The organism is Mesorhizobium sp. M0870 (assembly GCF_040319775.1).
Classification (GTDB): domain Bacteria; phylum Pseudomonadota; class Alphaproteobacteria; order Rhizobiales; family Rhizobiaceae; genus Mesorhizobium.
The window spans coordinates 75,194-97,681 of sequence record NZ_JAMYOI010000004.1; the positions used below are offsets into that span (position 1 = coordinate 75,194).

General features: G+C 62.0%; 24 protein-coding genes and 1 pseudogene. 7 read left to right on the forward strand and 18 right to left on the reverse strand.

Features of this window, described 5'->3' with window-relative positions; all coding sequences use genetic code 11:
* Positions 1-10: 10 nt before the first annotated feature.
* The 5 genes from NKH97_RS06655 to NKH97_RS06675 all read left to right on the forward strand — a co-directional run bounded on the left by NKH97_RS06655 (position 11) and on the right by NKH97_RS06675 (position 2,995).
* Positions 11-151 carry a DUF1127 domain-containing protein gene (locus tag NKH97_RS06655; protein WP_013531315.1) on the forward strand — a complete coding sequence of 47 codons (141 nt, stop codon included), beginning with the start codon at positions 11-13 and terminating at the stop codon, positions 149-151.
* 49 nt (positions 152-200) lie between these two features.
* The gene (locus NKH97_RS06660) at positions 201-341 is read left to right on the forward strand and encodes a DUF1127 domain-containing protein (RefSeq protein WP_013531314.1); all 141 of its coding nucleotides are present in this window, start codon (positions 201-203) and stop codon (positions 339-341) included.
* Positions 342-896: 555 nt separating this feature from the next.
* On the forward strand, positions 897-2,315 hold the full coding sequence (gene trmFO, locus NKH97_RS06665; protein WP_352439910.1) for a methylenetetrahydrofolate--tRNA-(uracil(54)-C(5))-methyltransferase (FADH(2)-oxidizing) TrmFO: 1,419 nt from the start codon (positions 897-899) through the stop codon (positions 2,313-2,315).
* Positions 2,316-2,388: 73 nt separating this feature from the next.
* The gene (locus NKH97_RS06670; protein WP_128304019.1) at positions 2,389-2,679 is read left to right on the forward strand and encodes a type II toxin-antitoxin system ParD family antitoxin; all 291 of its coding nucleotides are present in this window, start codon (positions 2,389-2,391) and stop codon (positions 2,677-2,679) included.
* Complete coding sequence (locus NKH97_RS06675) at positions 2,663-2,995, forward strand: type II toxin-antitoxin system RelE/ParE family toxin (RefSeq protein WP_128304048.1); 333 nt, start codon at positions 2,663-2,665, stop codon at positions 2,993-2,995. Before NKH97_RS06670 ends, NKH97_RS06675 begins: the two co-directional genes overlap by 17 nt.
* Positions 2,996-3,003: 8 nt before the next feature.
* Here the strand turns inward: NKH97_RS06675 and NKH97_RS06680 are convergent.
* The 7 genes and pseudogenes from NKH97_RS06680 to yajC all read right to left on the reverse strand — a co-directional run bounded on the left by NKH97_RS06680 (position 3,004) and on the right by yajC (position 9,896).
* Positions 3,004-3,953: pseudogene (locus NKH97_RS06680) on the reverse strand (sterol desaturase family protein).
* Positions 3,953-4,327 (reverse strand): hypothetical protein, encoded by a 375-nt coding sequence (locus tag NKH97_RS06685; protein WP_348629836.1) that lies wholly within the window; start codon positions 4,325-4,327, stop codon positions 3,953-3,955. Before NKH97_RS06685 ends, NKH97_RS06680 begins: the two are co-directional and overlap by 1 nt.
* Positions 4,328-4,463: 136 nt before the next feature.
* Positions 4,464-5,306, reverse strand: coding sequence for a phytoene/squalene synthase family protein (locus NKH97_RS06690; RefSeq protein WP_352795825.1), 843 nt, complete (start codon positions 5,304-5,306; stop codon positions 4,464-4,466).
* 1 nt (position 5,307) lies between these two features.
* Positions 5,308-5,700, reverse strand: a complete 393-nt coding sequence (locus NKH97_RS06695) for an Mth938-like domain-containing protein (protein WP_352795827.1) — start codon at positions 5,698-5,700, stop codon at positions 5,308-5,310.
* 28 nt (positions 5,701-5,728) lie between these two features.
* The gene (gene secDF / locus NKH97_RS06700) at positions 5,729-8,278 is read right to left on the reverse strand and encodes a protein translocase subunit SecDF (RefSeq protein ID WP_128304016.1); all 2,550 of its coding nucleotides are present in this window, start codon (positions 8,276-8,278) and stop codon (positions 5,729-5,731) included.
* Between the two features lie 125 nt (positions 8,279-8,403).
* Positions 8,404-9,528, reverse strand: a complete 1,125-nt coding sequence (locus NKH97_RS06705; protein ID WP_155930585.1) for a SecDF P1 head subdomain-containing protein — start codon at positions 9,526-9,528, stop codon at positions 8,404-8,406.
* A gap of 29 nt (positions 9,529-9,557) precedes the next feature.
* Positions 9,558-9,896 (reverse strand): preprotein translocase subunit YajC, encoded by a 339-nt coding sequence (yajC, locus tag NKH97_RS06710; RefSeq protein ID WP_023812178.1) that lies wholly within the window; start codon positions 9,894-9,896, stop codon positions 9,558-9,560.
* Between the two features lie 275 nt (positions 9,897-10,171).
* On the opposite strand from yajC, the gene NKH97_RS06715 reads away from it, so the two are divergent.
* The gene (locus NKH97_RS06715) at positions 10,172-11,047 is read left to right on the forward strand and encodes an ATP-binding protein (protein ID WP_023812179.1); all 876 of its coding nucleotides are present in this window, start codon (positions 10,172-10,174) and stop codon (positions 11,045-11,047) included.
* Between the two features lie 39 nt (positions 11,048-11,086).
* Here NKH97_RS06715 and NKH97_RS06720 read toward each other — a convergent pair whose 3' ends face one another.
* Positions 11,087-11,740: an AraC family transcriptional regulator gene (locus NKH97_RS06720; RefSeq protein ID WP_352795830.1), complete on the reverse strand. Its 654-nt coding sequence runs from the start codon at positions 11,738-11,740 to the stop codon at positions 11,087-11,089.
* 272 nt (positions 11,741-12,012) lie between these two features.
* Between NKH97_RS06720 and NKH97_RS06725 the strand changes: the two genes are divergently transcribed.
* On the forward strand, positions 12,013-12,903 hold the full coding sequence (locus NKH97_RS06725; RefSeq protein ID WP_023812181.1) for an NAD-dependent epimerase/dehydratase family protein: 891 nt from the start codon (positions 12,013-12,015) through the stop codon (positions 12,901-12,903).
* Between the two features lie 133 nt (positions 12,904-13,036).
* On the opposite strand, the gene NKH97_RS06730 is transcribed toward NKH97_RS06725, so the two are convergent.
* The 10 genes from NKH97_RS06730 to nagZ all read right to left on the reverse strand — a co-directional run bounded on the left by NKH97_RS06730 (position 13,037) and on the right by nagZ (position 22,389).
* Complete coding sequence (locus NKH97_RS06730) at positions 13,037-14,548, reverse strand: LysM peptidoglycan-binding domain-containing M23 family metallopeptidase (RefSeq protein ID WP_128304014.1); 1,512 nt, start codon at positions 14,546-14,548, stop codon at positions 13,037-13,039.
* A 203-nt stretch (positions 14,549-14,751) separates the two neighbouring features.
* Positions 14,752-15,411 carry a protein-L-isoaspartate(D-aspartate) O-methyltransferase gene (locus tag NKH97_RS06735; protein WP_023812183.1) on the reverse strand — a complete coding sequence of 220 codons (660 nt, stop codon included), beginning with the start codon at positions 15,409-15,411 and terminating at the stop codon, positions 14,752-14,754.
* Complete coding sequence (gene surE / locus NKH97_RS06740) at positions 15,408-16,166, reverse strand: 5'/3'-nucleotidase SurE (RefSeq protein WP_023812184.1); 759 nt, start codon at positions 16,164-16,166, stop codon at positions 15,408-15,410. The genes NKH97_RS06735 and surE overlap by 4 nt, the downstream gene beginning before the upstream one ends.
* Positions 16,166-17,470, reverse strand: coding sequence for a serine--tRNA ligase (serS, locus tag NKH97_RS06745; RefSeq protein WP_352773756.1), 1,305 nt, complete (start codon positions 17,468-17,470; stop codon positions 16,166-16,168). Before serS ends, surE begins: the two co-directional genes overlap by 1 nt.
* Positions 17,471-17,667: 197 nt before the next feature.
* The gene (gene tatC / locus NKH97_RS06750; RefSeq protein ID WP_023812186.1) at positions 17,668-18,543 is read right to left on the reverse strand and encodes a twin-arginine translocase subunit TatC; all 876 of its coding nucleotides are present in this window, start codon (positions 18,541-18,543) and stop codon (positions 17,668-17,670) included.
* Positions 18,540-19,322: a Sec-independent protein translocase protein TatB gene (gene tatB, locus NKH97_RS06755; protein WP_128304012.1), complete on the reverse strand. Its 783-nt coding sequence runs from the start codon at positions 19,320-19,322 to the stop codon at positions 18,540-18,542. Before tatB ends, tatC begins: the two co-directional genes overlap by 4 nt.
* 29 nt (positions 19,323-19,351) lie before the next feature.
* Positions 19,352-19,573: a twin-arginine translocase TatA/TatE family subunit gene (locus tag NKH97_RS06760; RefSeq protein ID WP_023812188.1), complete on the reverse strand. Its 222-nt coding sequence runs from the start codon at positions 19,571-19,573 to the stop codon at positions 19,352-19,354.
* 169 nt (positions 19,574-19,742) lie between these two features.
* A complete protein-coding gene (gene scpB, locus NKH97_RS06765; protein WP_128304011.1) occupies positions 19,743-20,510 on the reverse strand; it encodes an SMC-Scp complex subunit ScpB in 768 nt (255 codons plus the stop codon).
* Entirely contained in the window at positions 20,507-21,307 is an 801-nt protein-coding gene (locus tag NKH97_RS06770) for a segregation and condensation protein A (protein WP_352773778.1), read from the reverse strand. The genes scpB and NKH97_RS06770 overlap by 4 nt, the downstream gene beginning before the upstream one ends.
* A gap of 62 nt (positions 21,308-21,369) precedes the next feature.
* On the reverse strand, positions 21,370-22,389 hold the full coding sequence (gene nagZ / locus NKH97_RS06775; RefSeq protein WP_128304010.1) for a beta-N-acetylhexosaminidase: 1,020 nt from the start codon (positions 22,387-22,389) through the stop codon (positions 21,370-21,372).
* Positions 22,390-22,488: the final 99 nt, after the last annotated feature.

The window sequence follows — 22,488 nt, forward strand, 5'->3', positions numbered from 1 at the left end:
GAGAACTACCATGAACCTGATCCGCAACTACCGCAACTGGCGCCGCTACAGGGACACCGTGTCCGAGCTGAGCCGCCTGAGCAACCGTGAACTGACCGACCTCGGCATCAGCCGCAGCGACATTCCTTACGTCGCTCGCAAGGCGGTCTAATTCTTCGGACCGCGAATGGTCCGAACCAGTTTTGAAAAAGAGAACGACAATGAACCTGATCCGCAACTATCGTAACTGGCGCGTTTATCGCGAGACGGTTACCGAGCTGGGTCGCCTTTCCAACCGCCAGCTGCATGATCTCGGTATCGTCCGCGACGAAATCAAGATCATCGCCCGCCAGGCGATCTAGACAGAATTTCGGCAGGGTCGACCTCCTCCCCGACCTTGACGAATACGGTCACCCCTTACCTCCTCCCAAGGGTTGACCACAAAAACGGCGCCCGCCGCACCTCCTCCCGCGGCGGGCGCTGTTTCCCCGGGGCAAATCAAATTTGCCCAGAAGGGTTTCGCCCCTTTCAAAATTAGCGAAAGAGATTTCGTCAAAGCCGACCTCCTCCCCGGCAATGACGAATAGGTCCGACCTTCACCTCCTCCCGAAGGTTGGCCACCAAAACGGCGCCCGCCGCACCTCCTCCCGCGGCGGGCGCTGTTTCCCGGCCCCAGAAGGGTTTCGCCCCTTTCAAAATTAGCGAAAGAGTTTTCGTCAAAGCCGACCTCCTCCCCGGCGATGACGAATATGGTCGGCCTTCACCTCCTCCCGAGGGTCGACCCCAAAAACGACACCCGCCGGACCTCCTCCCCCGGCGGGTGTTGTTGTTTTCAGGGGCGCTCCGATCAGCAGCTGTTTGCTCCGCACCGCGCACGGCAATTGCAATCGCCGCACCAAGCGATTATTCCGGCGTTCATGAGCAAAAACCCAATCCACATCATCGGCGGCGGCCTCGCCGGTTCCGAAGCCGCATGGCAGGCAGCCGAGGCCGGCGTGCCCGTCATCCTGCATGAAATGCGGCCCGTTCGCGGCACCGATGCGCACAAGACCGACAGCCTGGCCGAGCTGGTCTGTTCGAACTCCTTCCGCTCCGACGACGCCGACAACAATGCCGTCGGCCTGTTGCATGCCGAAATGCGGCTGGCCGGCTCGCTGATCATGAGCGCCGGCGACGCCAACCAGGTGCCTGCTGGCGGCGCGCTCGCCGTCGACCGCGACGGATTTGCCGACGCGGTGACGAAAAGGCTTGAAGCGCACCCGCTGATATCAATCCAGCGCGAGGAAGTGCCGGGCCTGCCGCCGGCGGATTGGGACCAGGCGATCATCGCCACGGGTCCATTGACCGCGCCCTCACTTGCCCAGTCGATCGCGGAAGCGACCGGCGCCGATGCGCTAGCCTTCTTCGACGCCATCGCGCCGATCGTCCACTTCGACACGATCGACATGGACATTTGCTGGTTCCAGTCGCGCTACGACAAGGTCGGGCCCGGCGGCACCGGTAAGGACTACATCAACTGCCCGATGGACAAGGACCAGTACCTTGCCTTCGTTCAGGCGCTGGTCGACGGCCAGAAAACCGAATTCAAGCAATGGGAAGGCACGCCCTATTTCGACGGCTGCCTGCCGATTGAGATCATGGCCGAACGCGGCGTCGAGACGCTCCGTTACGGCCCGATGAAGCCGATGGGGCTGACCAATGCACACAATCCGACGGTGAAGGCCTATGCCGTCGTCCAGCTGCGGCAGGACAATGCGCTGGGCACGCTCTATAACATGGTCGGCTTCCAGACCAAGCTGAAGCACGCCGAGCAGGTGCGCGTGTTCCGCACCATACCGGGTCTTGAAAACGCCGATTTCGCCCGCCTCGGCGGCCTGCACCGCAACACCTACATCAACTCGCCGACCTTGCTCGACGCTTCGCTGCAGCTGAAGTCGCGCCCCGGCCTGCGTTTTGCCGGCCAGATCACCGGCTGCGAGGGCTATGTCGAGAGTGCCGCGATCGGCCTGCTCGCCGGCCGTTTCGCCGCCGCGGAAAGGCTCGGCCATGCGCCGTCGCTGCCGCCGCTGACCACGGCCTTCGGCGCGCTGCTCAACCACATCACAGGCGGCCACATCGTTTCGGATGACGAGCCGGGAAAGCGCTCTTTCCAGCCGATGAATGTCAATTTCGGCCTGTTCCCGCCTGTGGAAGCGCCGAAGACCGAGGGCAAGCGCATGCGCGGCAAGGACAAGACCGTTGCCAAGCGGCATGCCATCACATCGCGCGCACGCGCCGATTGCCGGCAATGGCTGGGATTGGCGGCGCAAACGGAAACGGCCGAAGCTGCAGAGTAGCCAGCTTCCTCTCTGATTGGACCATAGGCGTCAAGTAGGATACTATCTCACTTCTTGCCTAAGAGAGACAGCCATGGAATCCGCCGAGAAACTATCGGTCACCGTCACGCCCGCAATGGCGCGCATGATCCGCGAAAAGGTCGAAGATGGCTCCTTCGGATCGGCCAGCGAAGTCATCCGTGCAGCCCTTCGCGCCTTCCAGCGCGAAGAGGAAGAGCATGCCGAGCGCATGGCGTCGATCAGAGCCCGGGTGAAGGCGTCGATCGAGGATACAAGGCCGGGCCATTCGGGAGAAGAGGTTCGCACTCACCTCCGGGGACTCTTCGCCCAGTATTCGAGCCGTGCCGATGATTCGGCGGCTTGAGGTCGAGTATCGTGAAGATGCCAGAAATGATCTGGCCAACATTTTCAGACATATAGTCGAAGCCAATGGAAGTCCTGACGTCGCGCTGAAGTTCGTTCTGCGCATCGAAGACCGGTGCCAGAGCATCGGCAACGCGCCTCGCGGCGGTCGTTCCCGCGACGACATCCTGCCAGGATTGCGAACAGTTCCGTTCGAGCACTCTGCAGTCATCGCTTACATCATCGACGATAACTTCGTCCGCATCGTCAACATCTTCCATGGCGGTCGCGACTATGAAACGCTGATGCGCGAGGGCGGGTCGAGCGAACCATCCTGAGGCGATGGTTATTCGGCTGGCTCGACACCAGCCGCCGGCAACCCCGGCTTGCCCGCCTCATCAGGATTTCGCCTGACATAGGCAGCTTTCAATGTCTCGGAAGTTTCGCGCGAGCCGTCATGGCTCCAGCCCGGCGGCTTGATCAGATAGTTCAGGCGGTCGCTCAACGTCAGACCGGGCGCAAAGGCATCCCTGAACATGCCGATCCATTCATGGAACGCCACTTTCAGCGGATTGAAGGTGCCGAGATTCCTGACGATGCCGTAGCGCGGCCGGTCTTCTTCCAGTTCTCCGACGAAGGTGCCGAACACGCGATCCCAGATGATCAGCGTGCCGGCATAGTTGGCGTCGAGGTAGCGCGGATTGGTGGCGTGATGGACGCGGTGGTGTGACGGCGTGTTGAAGACGAACTCGAACCAGCTCCACATCTTGCCGATCGTCTCGGTGTGGATCCAGAACTGCCAGACAAGGTTGAAGCCGAAGGTGAAGGCAATCACCGCCGGGTGGAAGCCGAGCAGCACCAGCGGCGCCTGCAAAACGAACATGAAGGTGAACAGACCGGTCCAGCTTTGCCTGAGCGCCGTCGACAGATTGTAGTGCTGGCTGGAATGGTGGTTTACGTGTTCGGCCCACACCCAGCGCACCCGGTGCGCGATGCGATGATAGACGTAGTAGCGCAGATCATCGAGCAGGAAGGCGGCCAGGAACACCCAAACGACAGGCCGAGATTGAAGACGCGGAATTGCCACAGCCACAGCAGTGCCCAGTAGGACACGACGCCAAGCAGCAGCCCGGCAACGACATTGCCGGTGCCCATCATCAGGCTGGTCAAGGTGTCGCGCGTCTCGAACGAATCCCTGGCGCGGCCGGTGCGCACCAACCAAAGCTCGATCAGGATCGCGACCACGAAGAACGGGATGGCCAGTTGGGTGACTTGCGGGAAATTGTAGCTGTCCATCACGCGGCCTGCCCAGTGGAATTTGAACCTTGCGGCTCAAGCGCTTTCAGCACGCCCTGTGCATCCGTTGAGCTGGCAAAGCGGAAGCGGCCGCCCTTCCAGGTGAAATCGGCGAGCCGCAGCGAAACCGTGTTCGCATCTCCGGCGTTCAAAACCGCGACATTCTGAGGCGAGACGATGCGGGTCAAAAAGCGATCGCCGATGCTGTGAACGATGCCGATGCGCCCTCGCCCGATATCCAGAAACGCCGTCTTGGCATCCGCTGTCAGGCGGACCACCGTCGCGATCTCGTCGGGAAAATCCTCAGTGAATCGGCTCACTGCGCGATCGACACTGCTGAGCGTCGCCGTCTTGCTGCCGCCGGTGAAATGCACCGCCGCAACCGACAGCGCGATGCCGAAGGTAACGATCGCTACCAATATGGGTAAGCTCATTCATCTCCTCCGGGCCGGCCTGTTGTCTTCAGCAACAGTTTGGCGCGGGGACGTCTTAACATGATTGACGTTTACGTCAAAGCGCAGGCCAGCCTTTGCTCGCGCGACGCAGCAGCAGCCAATGCCGGCGCAAGGCCGACAGCCGCGCCACGCCTTCGAGCGGCGAACCATTCTCCATCTTGCCGAGATAGGCACGTGACAGGGCGAGCGGCAGGAATGCCGGACGCAGCGATACAGGCAGAGCCGGAGCGCCTCGCTCGAAGGCGGAAAGATGTTCCCGTGCCAGCGCCATCATCGCCGCCACCGCGCGTTTGGCGCCGGGTCCGCCATCACCGGCAACGAACTCCTGCGGCGAAGAGCCGGCCGCTGCAAGGATATCGGCCGGGACAAAACACTGTCCGCGCCGGCGATGCAGCGGCAACAGCAGCAGCAGGCCGGTCATCGCCTGCGCACAGCCTGCCCTGCCCGCCAGATCGGCAAAGCGCGGCGCCTCGACGGGATCGAGCACCATCGCCGCAAGCTGGATGAGTGCTGCGGCCGTCTCGCCGCAATAGCCTTCCAGATCGGTGCGCGACGGCATCGGGTCGTCGTAGAGGTCGAAGATGCGCGCATCGAGCATGTTCTCGAAGGCCGGCTCCGGAAGGCCGAACGTCGCTATCGTGGCGTTCAAGGCTTCGGCAACGGGATGGCCGGCGCCGGCCTCGCCGCCGGCGGCAATGACATCGCGCCACCACTGCAGCCGCACTTCGCCCGGCAGCGCTTCATGGATGCGATCGCGAATGCCTGCGATCTCGGCATTGAAGGCATAGAGCGAAAACAGCGCGTCGCGCTTGTCCGCCGTTGCATAGAGCGCGGTCAGATAGCGGTCATGGTCGGCGGCGCGCACCGCGTCCATGACGATTTCAGCGCTTCGAGACATGTCAATCGACGGCAATGAGCGCTGCGGCCACCGCGCGCTCTTCCGCCAGAAGGACATTGTAGGTCCGCACCGCGGACCCCGTCGACATCGGGTCGGATGCAATGCCGGCGGCCTTCAGCGCGGCCCGCAATGCGGCGGGCAATGGCCTGAGATCCCTGCCCATGCCGACCAGCAGGATTTCGACCTTGTCGGCCTCAGCCAGCAGCCTGTCGAAATCCGCCACCGTCAGCGCCAGGGGATCAGCCGGTTCCCAACCATGGATGCCGGATGGCAGGCACATGAGCGAACCACGGTGCGACATGTCGGCAAAGCGGAACCCGCCATTGCCGTAGGCTTCGATCGGCGCGCGGCCCGGAAAATGCGCCTCGCGGATGACGATGCCTTTGCTGGTCATCGTTCTGTCATCCCTTCGGGGCGGCGCGTCAGGTCGCGACCGCCTTGCCGCCATTGACCGGCTTCTCCTCGTCGGCAGTTGCCTGCGGCCGCAACTTGAACAGGATCAGCAGCGGTGCGGCGATAAAGATCGAGGAATAGGTGCCGAAGACGACGCCGAACAGCATGGCCATGGTGAACGAGCGGATCACCTCGCCGCCGAACAGCACCAGCGCCAGCAGCGCCAGGATCGTCGTCACCGATGTCAGTGTCGTCCTCGACAGAGTCTCGTTGATGGCGTTGTTCAACAGTTGCGGCAGCGGCATCCGCTTGTATTTTCGCAGATCCTCGCGAACACGGTCATAGACCACGATCGTGTCATTCAGCGAATAGCCGATGATGGTCAGGATCGCCGCCAGTGACGACTGGTTGAACTCCAGCCCGGTGATGACGAAGAAGCCAAGTGTCATGACCACATCGTGCACCGTCGCCACGATGGCGCCGACCGCGAACTGCCATTCGAAGCGGAACCAGACATAGACCAGGATGCCGAGCAGCGCGATCAGCATGGCGATGGTGCCTTGCTTGGCGAGTTCTCCGGAGACTGTCGGTCCCACCACTTCCACGCGGCGGAAGTCATAATTGTCCTGCAGTTCGCCGCGCACCTTGTCGATGACGGTCTGCTCGGCATTCTCGCCGCCATCCTGCGTGCCGACGCGGATCAACACGTCGTTGGGCGTACCGAACTGCTGGACCTGGACTTCGCCGATGTTGAGCTCGGTCAGGCGCGAGCGGAGGTCGGCGAGGTCGGCATTGCCGCTCTTGGCCTGTACCTCGATCAGCGAACCGCCCTTGAAATCGATGCCGTAATTGATGCCGACGGTCATGAACATCACCACCGAGAGGATCGACAGTGCGCTTGACAGCGTGAACGTCCAGCGACGGATGCCCATGAACGGAATTTTCGTGCCGGGCGGAACGAAGGTCACCGGCGCGCGCGGCAGTTCCTTCGGGCGAGCCCGGCGCAGCCAGATCGAGACCAGCAGCCGGGTGAAGGTGAAAGCGGTGAACACGGTCGTCAGGATGCCGATGGCATAAGTGATGGCAAAGCCCTTCACCGGCCCGGTACCGAGATAGAACAGCACCACGGTGGCGATCAGCGAAGTGATGTTGGAATCGACGATGGTCGCCAGCGCCTTGGTGAAACCGGTATCGATCGCCTGGATCACGGAGCGGCCGGCGCGTCGCTCCTCGCGGATTCGTTCGTAGATCAGCACGTTGGAATCGACCGCCATGCCGATGGTCAGCACGATACCGGCGATACCAGGCAAGGTCAGCGTCGCGCCAAGCAACGAGAGCACGCCGACGATCATCGCCACGTGCACCGCCAGCGCGATGTTGGCCAGGAAGCCGAGGAAGCCGTAGGCGACGAACATGAAGGCGACGACGAGGATAGAACCGATGATGCCGGCGACCTTGCCGGCATGGATCGAATCCTGGCCAAGGCCCGGACCCACCGTGCGTTCTTCGATGACCGTAAGCGTTGCGGGCAACGCACCGGCGCGCAGCAGCACCGCAAGGTCGTTGGCGCTCTGGGCGGTGAAGTTGCCGGATATCTGGCCGGTGCCGCCGAGGATCGGCTCGCGGATCTGCGGCGCCGAAATCACCTGGTTGTCGAGGATGATGGCGAACAGCTTGCCGACATTCTGCGCAGTGGCCTGGCCGAAGCGCGCCGCCCCTTTCGAATCAAAGCGGAACGACACCACCGGCTCGTTGTTCTGCGAATTGTATGTCGCCTGTGCGTCAACGAGGTTTTCGCCCGAGACGATGACGCGATTTTCGATCAGATACGGAACCGGCGGATCGTCCTGCGAGTACAGCACCGACGAGCCGGCTGGCGGACGGCCGTTGAGGGCATCCTGCACCGGCATCGACTGGTCGACCATCTGGAAGGTCAGCTTGGCGGTCTGGCCGAGGATTTCCTTCAGCCTTTGCGGGTCCTGAAGACCCGGCACCTGGACAAGGATACGGTCGTCGCCCTGTCGCTGCACGATAGGTTCGGTCGTGCCGAGTTCGTTGACACGGCGCTCGACCACCTCGATCGACTGCGTCAGCGCCGTCGATGTGCGATATTTGATGCCGGCGTCGGTGACGTTGAACTTGAGCAGGCCGGGCTCGGAATCATCGAGCGTCATTTCCTGGATGGAGCCGCCGGTGAACAGGCCGGCAGCGACCGGATCGGTCAGCGTCTTCAGCGCCGTCTTGGCGGCATCGATCTGGGCGGGATCGGTGATACGGACCTGCAAGACACGTCCGGTGCCGGCGAGGCCGGTGTAGCCGATCTTGGCGTCACGCAGCAGCGTGCGGATTTCGTCGCGCGTCGTCTCCAACCGGTCCTTGATCAGATCGTTCTGATTCATCTCCAGCAGGATGTGCGAGCCGCCCTGCAGATCGAGGCCGAGCGTCATCTGCCGCTTCGGCACCCAGTCGGGAAGCTTGGCCAAAGTGCTTGCGGGGATGAGATTGGGCGCGGCGAGGATCACCGTGATGGCCACGGCCACCCAGATCAGGATCATCTTGAAGCGCGAAAAATACAGCATATGGCGTCGTCCGTCAGAGCGTGTCCGCGGATCGCTCCGCCTAAAATTCGGTTATTTCTTGGCATTCTGGTTCGCCACCGGCTCACCATTCATCCGCGCATCTGTGGTTGTCGAGCACAAGGCGGTCACTTTGGTGCTGCCATCGGACTTTCTTCAACTATTGTCAATCGTGCGGGTAAGCGGCCATTGCGTAATAGCACGGCGAGATCGTTAGCGTCCTCGACAGTGAAATTGCCCGATATCTGGCCGATGCCGTCAAGGATGGGCTCGCGGATTACCGGTACTGAAACCACCCGACCGTCCAGCACGACTGCAAACGAACTGCCGACATTCTGCGAGGTCTCCCGGCTTAGCCGTGCGGTTCCTTTTGAATCGACCCGAAACAGGACAATCGGCTTGTTACTTTGCGGGCTGTAGGCCGGCTTCGCATTGATCAGGTTGTCATCCGAAACGATGACACGGTTCTCGATCAGGTAGGGGACCGGCGGATCGTCGTGTGAATAAAGCATGCTGGACGAATTGGGCAGCGGCCCATTAAGCGCGTCTTTCACCGGCATCGATCCATCAATCATCTGGACAGTCAGCTTGGCGGCACGAACAAGGATATTACTTAGCCTATGCGAATCCTTGAGGCCCGACACTTGGACCATAATCCGATCATCGCCTTGCTGCCGCACGATCGGCTCCGAAATGCCCGATTCAACCCTCCTGAAGTCATGGATGCGATGCTTGATGACCTCCACTGACTGCTTCAAAGCCGCGGACGTTAGGTATTTGATGCCGGCGCCCGTGATGACGAATTTGAGCAAGACTGGTCCGGACTCATCCAGCACCAGCTCCTGGACTGCGTCATCATCGGCAGACGGATCGGTCAGTGTCTTTAGCGTTACTTTGGCCAAAACAAGCTGAGCGGCATCCGAAATGTGTACCTGAACCGCGCGACCCGATACAGCCAGACCGGTATAGCCGATGTGAGCGGAACGCAGCAGTGAGCGGATTTCGTCTTGGGTCGTCTCCAGCCTGCCTTTGATCAATTCGTCCAGATCCAGGCCGAATACGAAGCGCGAAATGCCCTTTTGATCGAGGCCAATCGCCGTCTGGATTTTTGGTGCCCAATAAGGCTGCTTCGCGAGCGGACTTGCCGCGAAAAGGATGGACACATCAAGCACTGCTGTAATGACCGCAGCCACACAGATCAGAACTATCCTGAAGCGCGAAGAAGGCGGCAAATGGCGTCCTCCGTCAGGCATGCTGGCGGATCCCTCCGCCGACAATTCGGTTATTTCTTGGCGTTCTGGTTGGCGACCGGCTCGCCCTTGACGCGCACATCGGCGATCGTGGAACGCAGCGCCGTCACCTTCATGCCACCGCCGAGGTCGATCTCGAGCTCGTTGTCGTCGATCACCTTGGTCACCTTGCCGACGAAGCCGCCGCCGGTGACGACCGTGTCGCCGCGACGGACCGCGGCCAGCATCTCGCCGCGCTTCTTCAGCTGCGTGCGCTGCGGCCTGATGATCAGAAAATACATGATCACGAAAATCAGGACAAACGGCAAAATGCTGATGAACATGTCTGGAGAAGCGCCGACGCCTTGGGCGTATGCCGGTGTCACGAACATCGAGGTACTCCTGAATTTTGAAAACAGCCGCCAATCTGGCGGCCCCTTGAAATTTGGCCGGAATATAGTCGGTAAAGTTGTCAATGCAACTGCGCGGCCGCCCAAATCGGCTGCTTTTCCGGCCTGTTGAGCCGTGTTAGAGCAGGATCGCGAAAAGCGCGAGCCAGTTTTTGGAAAAGATCACGCTCGAACAAAAGGTTGCAGCCGGTTTTGTATCAGACGGAATCGGCCAGCTTCACGCCCCCACACGTCAAAACGCGAAACAAAAGACAGCCATGACCGACAGCAGCATTGAAGCCCTGAACCAGAAACTCGACCGGCTGATCGAAGCGGTGAGCCGTCTTGCCCCGCCGCCGGTACCCCAAACCGACATCGGCGCGGCCGATTGCTTCGTCTGGCAGGCCGATCCGGGCTATCTGGAACCGGTGCGCAGGGTTAACCGCGTCGACATCGGCCTGATCCGTGGCGTCGACCGCGTCCGCGACATCCTTGTCGACAACACCGAACGCTTCGCTGGCGGCTATCCGGCCAACAACGTATTGTTGTGGGGCGCGCGCGGCATGGGCAAATCGTCGCTGGTCAAGGCCGTGCATGCCCAGATCAACGCCAGGACCAAGTCCGACCTGCCGTTGAAGCTGATCGAAATCCACCGCGAGGACATCGACACGCTGCCGAAGTTGATGGGATTGCTCAAGGCGGCGCCCTTCCGCTTCATCCTGTTTTGCGACGACCTCTCCTTCGACCATGACGACACCTCCTACAAATCGCTCAAGGCAGCGCTCGAAGGCGGCGTCGAGGGCCGCCCCGCCAATGTCATCTTCTATGCCACCTCGAACCGCCGGCATCTTTTGCCCCGCGACATGATCGACAACGAGCGCTCGACCGCCATCAACCCGTCCGAGGCGGTCGAGGAAAAAGTGTCGCTGTCCGACCGGTTCGGGCTGTGGCTCGGCTTCCACAAATGTTCGCAGGACGAGTATCTCGACATGATCGACGGCTATGTCAGGCACCATGGCCTTGTCGTGGATCCCGAGCAACTGCGCGCCGAAGCACTGGAATGGGCGACCACCCGCGGCAGCCGCTCAGGTCGCGTCGCCTGGCAGTTCACCCAGGACCTGGCTGGCCGGCTCGGCAAGCCACTGAGGGACTGATACGTTGGGTGGCGTCGCCAACGCCATCCAATGACAAGATCATTTGGGCTGCGACCGCCGCAAGTCACGCGGCGTTTGGCCGATCTCACGACGCATCCAATGCGCCAGGTGTGACTGGTGCGCAAAGCCCGTCAATTCCGCAACCTCGCTTGTGCTGAGATCCCCGCGCCGGAGCAGGACGCGTGCGCGTTCGACCCGGCGTCGCAAGACGTACCGGTGCAGGGTGAAGCCTGTCGCCGCCTTGAACCAAGCCCGCAAGTGCGAGCTGCTCGCCCCGGCAACTCGGCTCAGTCGGAGGATCGAAAGGGGCTCGTGCAGGCCAGCCTCAATATGCTCCAACACACGCTTGAGCTGGGCATCTGACAACCGGTTTCTTCGGTCGACATCGAGATTGTCAAGACCGAGCAGCCTCACCGCAAGAGCTGCGCCAATGCTGTCGGCAAACAAAGGTCCACTCGGTGAGTTTGCGTTGACATCGCTCTCGAGTGCTCGGGCGAGATGTTGGATGCGCTGATCACGAAGCAGGTGACGTGTGTCGAGCGGCAATGCGCGCGCCTTGCCGCCAAGCTCAGCCGCCACCCTTTCCATCAGGGCTGGTTGTAACGCGATCTCGATCGTGTCGAACGGGGTTTCAGTCTCGAAACCGCCCTCTTGGCCAGCGGGCACCAGGTCAATATCGCCGGCGCGCCTCACGAAATATCGACCAACCTCATTGCAGTAGGAACGCGTCGCCGCGCATGCACCATGATGCGATGATGGGCCGCTTTGGAGAGACGATGGACGCCCGCTTCGATATGCCAGAAGGCCATTGTGACGTCGGGCGGAAATCGAGCCGGAACAGACTGCGAATGCATGCTTTCTCACTTCATGGCAAAACCTGTCCAAGAATTGGCAATTTCCGCGCGATTTTCAATGCCGGGGACATGTACCTACGCCTCTCCATAGAGTTTGGACGAGAGGTTGCCATGGGTTTTTATGTAGTTGTCGGAGCAGGCCCGGTCGGGCACGAGACCGCGCGCCTTCTGGGAGAAGAAGGACATGATGTCGTTCTCACGAGCCGGAGTGTCGGCTCAAACGGGTTGCGGAACGTCCGGGCGGTGCAGGCCGATGCCACCGATGGCGTTGAACTGGCGCGTATCTGCCGAAACGCCGACGCCGTTTTCATGTGTGCCATGGCCGCCTATCACCGGTGGCCGACCGACTTTTTCCCAATCATCGACGGCACCGTGCGGGCCGCGGAAGCGGTCGGCGCGAAGCTTGTGATACTCGGAAACCTCTATGGCTATGGCGAACATGCCGATAGTCCGCTTCACTCCGACCTGTCTCTGGATCCGACTTCGAAGAAAGGAACCGCCCGGACGATCATGTGGCAGCGCGCGGTCCGTGCGGACGTGCCGGCAGTCGAAGTGCGGTCCAGCGATTATCTTGGACATGGCGCGATCAGCTCTTTCTCACTGGTCGCGCTGCCCTCCATAATCGAGGGGAGGCCGACTGCTTTCATTGGAAACCTCGACGCGACTCATGCCTGGTCCTTCACGAAGGACGTGGCCAGGACACTGGTCGCCGCTTCCCGCTACACGGGCGAATGGGGACGAGCATTCCATGTTCCATCGCAACACGCCTCACCCCGGGAACTCATCCTAACGACGGCGGCAATGCTTCACCGTGAAATTCCAGAGACACGTTCCTATTCCATCCCCGAAATGGAGGCATCGGGCATGCATGAGCTCATCGAAATGAGCTACCTCTTCGACAATCCCTTGCTGGTCGATTCCTCCGACGCGGAGACGCTTCTCGGCATCAAGGCCAGCAGCCTTGGCGTCATGATCGCCGACACCCTGCGTGATCATCTTTGAAGCTTGAAGACTGGCGCGTCGCGTTGAAGCTGAAAAAGCCCGCTCCTTTCGGAACGGGCTGAGCCGGCGGGCCGGACTGGAGGTCAGACGGCCCGCAAAATTGCTTTTTTTCTTCTATTCGAGATAGCCTCGACTATTCGAGATAGCCGGACGGATCGACCGGGGCGGAGTTCTTGCGCACTTCGAAGTGCAGCTTCGGCGAGTCCGTCGTGCCGCTCATGCCCGACAGCGCGATTTCCTGGCCGCGCTTGACCTTCTGGCCGCGCTGGACCTCGATCGAGCTGGCGTGGCCGTAGACGGTGACCAGGCCATTCTCGTGGCGCACCAGCACCGTGTTACCGAATTCCTTGAGGCCGTCGCCGGCATAGATGACGACACCGTTTTCGGCTGCCTTGACCGGTGTGCCAGAGGGTACGGCGATGTCAACGCCGTCTTTGCCGGAGCCGAAACCGGAAATCACGCGGCCGCGCACCGGCCAGCGCATCTTGCCGATGCCGGTGGCGTCTGGCGCGACGGCGTCGTCGGCCTCGGCCTGCTGGATGACCTTCGAATCCTTCTTCGGCGGCGTGTAGGACGCCAGCGTTTCCGACGGCGTGGTCTTTGCCGCGGGCTGCGTCGTGGCCGTCGTCACCGGATCGACCTTGGCCGGCTTGGCGGCGGCGACGATCGCGGTTCCACCGGCAGGCACCTTCAGGGTCTGGCCGATCTTGAGCAAGCCATCCTGCATGCCGTTGGCCTGCTTGATGGCAACGACACCGACACCGGTCTTCCTGGCAATCGAGGAAAGCGTGTCGCCCGACTGAACCGTATAGGTGCCAGCTGCATTGGTCGCCTTGGCCGCAGCTACCTGCGGCTTGGGCTCCTTGGGCTGGCTCGCGGCGGCCGACGTGTCGACCGGAGCGGCGGACTTGCCCTCCCTAGGCTTCGGCTGCTGCGGCAGGACGGCCACCTTGTCGGGCGCGGTGGCCGGCAGGTTGTGCTTGGTGTCTTTCGCCGGCTTGGCATCCGCGAGCTTCGGCTCGCTCTTGCTCGAATAGGCGTAGGCCGGGATGACCAGCTTCTGGCCGGTCTTCAGCCCCTTGGTCGCGCTCAACCCGTTGACCTTCATGATCACGTCGGACGGCACCTTGTAGCGCTGCGCCAGGCCGCCGATCGTTTCGCCGTCCCTGACGACGATCTCGGTTGCATGCGGAGTGCCGGAAGCAGCCACGCGGGGTTCGTCAGGTTGCGAAACCTTGAAAGGCGACGCCACTGGGGCGACGGTGCCGGTCGTGGTCCTGTCGACATGCGGTGCCGGGGCCAATGCGGTGCGTACCGGCTTCGACACCGGCGCCACTTCGGAAGCCTGGGCAACCGGCGGCGGCAGCGGCCGCGTCGAGACCGGATCGAGGCTGGAGCGGCTGACCGACTGTGTATGGCTGCCATCGATCGGAGCGGCGGCGACATCGCCCGGATAGGGCTGCTGTACGGCATCCTGCTTGTTGATGATGGCGCGCTGATTGTTGGTCGAGGATGTAAAGACATCGTCGACGCCATTGAACCGCGAAACTTGGGAACTGCACCCCGCAGCGGCACCCGCGACCATCAGTATGGCGCAGCCTCGCGCCAGATTGCGACCGTTTGTCTTCAAAACACTGAGTTGCATCGCACTAACCCGCACATACCCGGTACAAACTAGGCATGATTAAAGCGCGTTAATGTTACTCGACGGTTAACCCCATGGAATCCGACGCAATTTTTCTTAAAATATTAGAGAGCGAGCCCAGGGGAGATTTTCAGGTCATGCCGGCCGGGGTCGAAGACGGCGCGCGCACCCGACGCGGCGCGGCCTGAACATCGACATACGCGCTAGATGACAGCGGCGACACCGCGCAGGATCGGCTGCAGGCGAACGAGGCCGATGTCTTCACGCTCGAAGCGGCTGCCGACCTTGGTCAGCTTGGCCAGCACCTGTTCGCCCTCTTCGGGGCCGATCGGAGCGATGACGATACCGCCGCTCGACAACTGGTCGAGCAGGAAGCGCGGCAGGCTGTCGAAGGCAGCCCAGGCGACGATACGGTCAAATGGCCCTTCATTCGGCAGCCCGCCGGAACCATCGGCGTGGCGCACGATCACATTGCCGATGCCGAGCGCCTCGAAGCGCTGCCGCGCCTGCTCGGCGAGCGTCTTGTAGCGATCGGTGGTGATGACCCGCGCCGCCAGCCGCGACATCACCGCCGAAGTGTAGCCCGAGCCGGTGCCGATCTCGAGCACGCGGTTGCCCTGCTCGATAGCGAGCGCCGCGATCACCGCCGCCTGCATGTCGGCACCTTCGATCGCCTCGCCGCATTCGATCGGCAGCATACGGTCCGACCAGGCGATCTGATGGAACTGGGCCGCCAGGAAGCCGCGCCGCGGCGTCGCCTCGAAGGCCGCGATCAGCGCCTTCGGCACAGTCCCCCGGCCGCGCAGGCGCAGCAGAAAGGCAGCAAAACCTTCGCGGTCATCGATCGGGAGGCCTTGGTTCATGCAAGCGCCTTGCTCAATTGGTCACGGATTTCATGCGCGGTCAGGTCGAGCTGCAGCGGCGTCACCGACACCAGCCTGTTGCGCAACGCGTAGAGATCGGTGCCTTGCTTGCCCTCGACCGGCTCGCCGCCGAAGCGCAGCCAGTAGTAAGGCAGGCCGCGCCCGTCGCGGCGCTCGTCCACCCACAGGGAGTGCACGAGCTTGCCTTGCGTGGTGACCACCGTGCCCGCGACCTCTTCGGGCGTGCAGTTGGGAAAATTGACGTTGAGCAGCACGCCGTCCGGCAACGGCGTCGCGACAAGTTTCTTCAGCAGCGCCGGCGCCAGCACTTCTGTCGTCTCGTAGGGCACGACGCGATCTTCGCCGACATAGCTGTAGCCCTGGCTGAGCGCGATCGAGCGGATACCGAGCAGCGCGCCTTCCATGGCGCCGGCGACGGTGCCCGAATAGGTGACGTCATCGGCGATGTTGGCGCCCGAATTGATGCCGGACAGGATCAGGTCGGGTGCGCCAGGCAGAATTTTCTTGACGCCCATGATGACGCAATCCGTCGGCGTGCCGCGCACGGCAAAATGCTTCTCGCCGATCTTGCGCAGCCGCAGCGGCTCCGAGATCGACAGCGAATGCGCGTAGCCGGACTGGTCCTGCTCGGGCGCCACCACCCAGACATCGTCGGACAACGTACGTGCGACGCGTTCGAGCGACGCCAGGCCCTCGGCATGAATGCCGTCGTCGTTGGTCAGGAGGATACGCATTATTTCGCTTCGATCTTTTCCAGACCGCCCATGTAAGGCCGCAGCACTTCAGGAATGGTTACGCTGCCATCTTCATTCTGGTAGTTTTCGATGACAGCGATGAGCGCGCGGCCAACGGCTGTGCCCGAGCCGTTGAGCGTGTGGACGAAGCGGTTGCCCTTGCCGTCCCTGTCCTTGTAGCGGGCGTCCATGCGGCGCGCCTGGAAATCGCCGCACATCGAGCAGGACGAGATCTCGCGATAGGCGTTCTGGCCGGGCAGCCAGACCTCGATGTCGTAGGTCTTGCGCGCGCCAAAGCCCATGTCGCCGGTGCACAGCGTCATGGTGCGGAACGGCAGGCCGAGCCGCTTCAGCACTTCCTCGGCGCATTGCGTCATCCGCTCATGCTCGGCGAGTGACGATTCCTGGTCGGTAATCGACACCAGCTCGACCTTGTAGAACTGGTGCTGGCGCAGCATGCCGCGCGTGTCGCGCCCGGCCGAACCCGCTTCCGAGCGGAAGCACGGCGTCAGCGCGGTATAGCGCAGCGGCAGTTTTTCATGCGCGGTGATTTCTTCGCGCACAAGGTTGGTGAGTGGGACCTCGGCGGTGGGAATCAAGCCAAGCCTGCCCTCCCCGTGCGGCGTGAAGAACAGATCTTCCTCGAACTTCGGCAATTGGTTGGTGCCGAACAGAACATCGTCCTTGACCATCAACGGCGGGATGACTTCCTCGTAGCCGTGTTCGGTCGTATGCAGGTCCAGCATGAACTGGCCGAGCGCACGTTCCATCCGGGCCAGTCCGCTTTTCAGCACCGTAAAGCGCGAGCCCGACAGCTTTGCCGCGCGCTCGAAATCCATCATGCCGAGCGCTTCGCCGATCTCGAAATGCTCCTTCACCCAGTTCGGCCGCGTCGGCACCTTGCCGACGATGTGCTTGACCACATTGTCGTGCTCGTCCTTGCCGACCGGCACATCGTCGAGCGGCACGTTGGGAAGCACTGCCAGCGCGTCGTTCAGCGCCTTGTCGAGTTCGCGTTCACGCGCCTCGCCGTTCTGGATGAAGACCTTGATCTCGCCGACTTCGGCTTTCAGCTTTTCGGCCAAGGCGGCATCGCCCGAACGCATGGCGTTACCGATCTCCTTGGACGCGGCATTGCGGCGCTCCTGCTTGGTCTGCAGTTCGGTAACGTGCTCGCGCCGCGCCTCGTCCGAGGCGATCAGCCCGTCGACCATGGACTGCGCCTCGTCAGCCGACCACGAGCGCTTCACCAGCGCCTCGACAAGGGCCTTCGGGTTGTCGCGAATCCATTTGATGTCAAGCATGGTTTGAACGCTCCTGGGTAGCATGTCGCCCAAAAGTGCACAGCGATTTTGGGACAACGATATGCTCAAAACAAAACTGAAACGCATCGCTTTGAGCGCGATGCGTTTCAGCCAGAGGGCGTAAACCGCATCCGAGATCGATGCAAGATGGGCGGGGCGACGACTATGTTTTTCCGCCGCTGCAGCCGCTCTGTTGCCTATGAGGAGGCAGGTGCCGGGGGCTCGTCCGGTGCTTTGTCCGCCACCTCGTCCGCCGCATCCTGCTTCTCGCGTGCCACGCGCTGCTTTTCCCGATCGCGCTCGATCAGCCGGGCAGCCCAGATGGACACCTCGTAGAGAAGGATGGTCGGGATGGCCAGGCCGATCTGACTCATCGGATCGGGCGGCGTCAGTATCGCCGCGACGACGAAGGCAATGACGATCGCCCATTTGCGCTTCTCGGCCAGTCCCTTGGACGACAGCATGCCGACCCGTGTCATCAGGCTGGTCACCACCGGCAGCTGGAACACCAGGCCGAAGGAAAAGATCAGCGTCATGATCAGGCTGAGATATTCCGACACTTTCGGCAGCAGCGAAATCTGCACCTGATCGTCGGTGCCGGCCTGCTGCATGGCGAGGAAGAACCACATCACCATCGGCGTGAAGAAGAAATAGACCAGCGACGCACCCATCAGGAACAGGATCGGCGACGCGATCAGGAACGGCAGGAAGGCATTCCGCTCGTTCTTGTACAGGCCGGGCGCGATGAACTTGTAGATCTGCGTGGCGATCAGCGGAAAGGCGATCACCATGCCGCCGAACATGGCGAGCTTGACCTGAGTGAAGAAGAATTCCTGCGGCGCCGTGTAGATCAGCTCGACCTTGTGCGGATCGAGCCCTGCCCATTGCGTCGCCCATTTGAACGGCACGACCAGGAGGTTGAACAGTTTCTTGGCGAAGAAGAAACAGACCAGGAAGGCAACGAAGAAGCCGCCCAGCGACCAGATCAGCCGCCGGCGCAACTCGATCAGATGCTCCATCAGCGGCGCCGACGATTTCTCGATCTCGTCCTTTTCGGTGTCCGAAACGCTCACTTGGCGGCTCCAGCCGTCTTCTTGGCCACCGGCTTCTTCACCGCTGCAAGCTTCGGTTCGGCTTTCGCCCCCGTCTTGGTCGCTACAGTCTTGGCCGCGATAGCCTTGGCCGCAGCGGGCGTCTTGGCCCTGAGCGTTTCAGGCTGTGCCGTCGTCACGGCCTTCGCCGGCGTCTTGGACGCAGACGCTGCCTTCGCGGCAACCTTTGCACCATTTGCCGAAGCTTTTGCAGCCGGCGTCGCTTTTGCCGGTGCAGGCTTGGTTAGTTTCTTCGCCGCGGATGCCTTCGGCGCCACGACAGGTGCCGCCGGTACTGACGTCGTCACCACCGATTCGTCGGTCATCGCCGGGAAAATCGGCGCTGCTGGCGCTGCTTCCGGTCCGTTGACGCCAGGCATGGTCGTTGCACCGTTCTTCAACGGCTCGGCCGCCTGCGGGGTCGAAGCGACAGAGCTTGCCGGATCGGCCGGCTTCGGCTTCATCGCCGCATCGACGCCGGAGCGAACATCGGCCGCGGCCTGTTCGAACGGATTGAGCTGCTTCCTGATCTCGGCCATCGGGCTGAGACCCCTGAGCTCGTCGACTGACTTCTTGACGTCGTCGAGCTCGGCTTCCTTCAGCGCCTCGTTGAACTGTTTCTGGAAATCGGACGCCATGGCGCGCAGCTTCGCCGTCGTGCGGCCGAAGGTGCGCAGCATATTGGGCAAATCCTTGGGTCCGACGACCACGATCATGACGATCGCGATGACCAGCATTTCGGTCCAGCCGACTTCAAACATGGCACTCTGTTCCGACTAGAACCTTTGGCTCAGCTCTTGCTGGCTTTTTCCTTCGCGGCCGCAACGGTCTCGTCGGCACGGTGTTCGACGGTGCGCTTGTCTTCGGCAACCTCGTCGTCGGCCATGCCCTTCTTGAAGCTCTTGATGCCCTTGGCCATATCGCCCATCAGCTCGGGAATCTTGCCGCGGCCAAACACCAAAAGCACGATCACCAGCACGATCAGCCAATGCCAAATCGAAAATGAACCCATAGCAAATCTCTCTCGAATGTTTTCCCTGGCGATGATCTATGCGTTTTCGCGTTGGGATTCAAACACAACTGCGACAGAGTTTATGAAAGGGTGACGGATGTCACGCATTTTCGACGGGAACGCCCGCTACGAATCCGCGCATCCTCATCAAGTTCGCCGCCAATGCCAGTCAATCTTCCGTGACGCGCGGCGTCAGCAGGCCGAGTTCCTCGAGATCGATATCGGTCAGCGCATCCTCGTCGTCGGTCAATGCGTCGGGATCGGCCGGCGGCTGCGGAATGGAGAAATTCGACGGCATGCGGCCCGAAAGCAGTCCGGCCCCCTTCAGTTCCTCCATGCCAGGAAGATCGCGAATCTCTTCCAGCGCGAAATGGTCGAGGAAGGTCTCCGTCGTGCCGTAGGTCACAGGGCGTCCGGGCGTCTTTCGCCGGCCGCGCATGCGCACCCATTCCGTTTCCAGCAGCGTGTCGAGCGTACCTTTTGAGGTCTCCACGCCCCTGATGTCCTCGATCTCGGCACGCGTCACCGGCTGGTGATAGGCAATGATCGCCAGCACTTCGAGAGCCGCGCGGGAGAGCTTCCTTTGCTGGACGGTATCGCGGCTCATCAGGAAAGCCAGGTCGCCGGCGGTGCGGAACGCCCAGGCGTCGCCCACACGCACCAGATTGACGCCGCGCCGCGCATAGATCTGCTGCAGCTCGGCCATGGCCAGGGCAATGTTGATGCCGTCAGGGAGGCGGGCCGCAAGCTGCTTTTCGCTGACGGGTTCAGCGCTGGCGAACACGATCGCCTCGGCCATGCGCACGGCCTCGGCCAGATGCAGCCGTTCGGCCGGGTTCTGTAGCTGCTGCTCGGCCGGATCCTGGGAAAGCAACTCCTCTTCGGGTTCATCGCCGACCTTGAACGGGACAACCGAAGCGTTGAAGCGTTCGCTCATGATGCCACCTCGACTGCCTTGATTGCCTGCGTGCGGCCGCGCAGGTAGATCGGCGCGAACGTCTGATCCTGCCGCACGTCCATCGTGCCGTCGCGCACCAGCTCCAGCGTGGCCGCAAACGAACTGGCGATCGCCGTGCGCCGCTCCTCGGGACTGGTCATGTATGCGATCAGAAAACTCTCCAGCGCCGTCCAGTCGCTTGCAGCCCCGACCAGGCGGGTCAGGATGTCGCGCGCGTCCTTGAGCGACCAGACACCGCGCCTGGCGATGGTCACATTGTTGATCGCCTGCTTCTGGCGCTGCTGGGCATAGGCGGTCAAGAGATCGTAGAGCGAGGCCGAATATGCGTTACGCTTTTCGACGATGACCATTTCCGGCATGCCGCGCGCAAACACGTCTCGGCCGAGCCGGTTGCGGTTGACCAGACGCGCCGAGGCGTCGCGCATGGCTTCCAGCCGCTTCAGGCGGAACTGCAGCACCGCCGCCAGTTCCTCGCCGCTTTCGCCCTCGTCGCCGGGCTGCTTGGGGACCAGGAGCTTGGACTTGAGGAAGGCCAGCCACGCCGCCATCACCAGATAGTCGGCGGCAAGCTCCAGCCTGAGCGCCCTCGCCGTCTCGACAAAGGTCAGATATTGCTCGACCAGCGCCAGGATCGAAATGCGAGCCAGATCGACCTTCTGGGTGCGGGCAAGATGCAGCAGAAGATCGAGCGGACCTTCGAAGCCGGCCACGTCGACGACCAGCGACGGGTCGCCGGTAACGCGTGAATCGTCATTCTCGGCCCACAGACGGTCCATCGGTGCGGCCTTCGCGGCCTTGCTTTCCAATGTTTCCGCCACTGCCTGTCGCTTTCCCTTTGCTATGCCACCGCATCGAAGTAGGTGGCGAATTCGGCACGTATTTCGGTTTCTTCAACCGTGTCACGGTTCTTTATATAGGTCAGCGCCCGCTTTGCGCGCTCCAGCGACGTGCCCTCAAGCCCCATGGTGCGCGATGCGATGCCGGCCATCTCCTCAAAAACCCCGTTGCAGTGAAGGACCAGATCGCAGCCCGCCGCAAGGATCGAGGCCGCCTTTGTCGGGAAATCCCCAGAAAGTGCCTTCATCGAGGTGTCGTCGCTCATCAGCAGTCCGTCGAAGCCGATTTCGCGCCGGATGATCTCGTCGATGACCTTGCCGGAGGTGGTCGCCGGATTGTTGGGGTCGATCGCGCTGTAGACGACATGGGCTGTCATCGCCATCGGCAGATGGCTAAGCTCCTTGAACGGGGCGAAATCATGCCGCTGCAGATCGCTGAGCGAGGCATTGACCACCGGCAGTTCGAAATGCGTGTCGGCAAAGGCACGTCCATGACCCGGAATATGCTTCATGACCGGCAGCACGCCGCCCGACATCAGCCCTTCCGCGGCTGCGCGGCCGAGCTCGATCACCGGTCGCGGATCCTTGCCATAGGCCCGCGCGCCGATGACATCGCTGGCGCCTTCGATCGGCACATCGAGCACCGGCAGGCAATCGGCTGTGATGCCGTAGCGCAGCAGGTCGAAGGCATGCAGCCGCGCCATCAGCCAGGCCGCTCGGGCGCCGGCATCATGATCGTCGCGCCACAGCGCGCCGAGCGCGCCGCCGGCGGGATAGTTCGGTGCCAGCGGCGGTCGCAAGCGCTGCACACGGCCGCCTTCCTGATCGATGAACACCAGCGCGTCCGGACGCCCTAGGCAGTCCCGCATCTCGGCGACCAGATCGCGGATCTGTTCGGTCTCGCCAATGTTGCGCGCAAACAGGATGAAGGCCCACGGGCATTCATTGCGATAGAAATTGATTTCTTCGCGGGTAAGCGATTTCCCGGCACAGCCGAGGATCATGGATTTTGATTCGGTCATGTCGGCAGTTTAGGGCTTTGTGCGATCAAAGGGAATCGCCAGGGATTCATCCGGGACAATGCCGGATCTGCTTTCCCCATGAAAAAGCCGGCGCGGTGG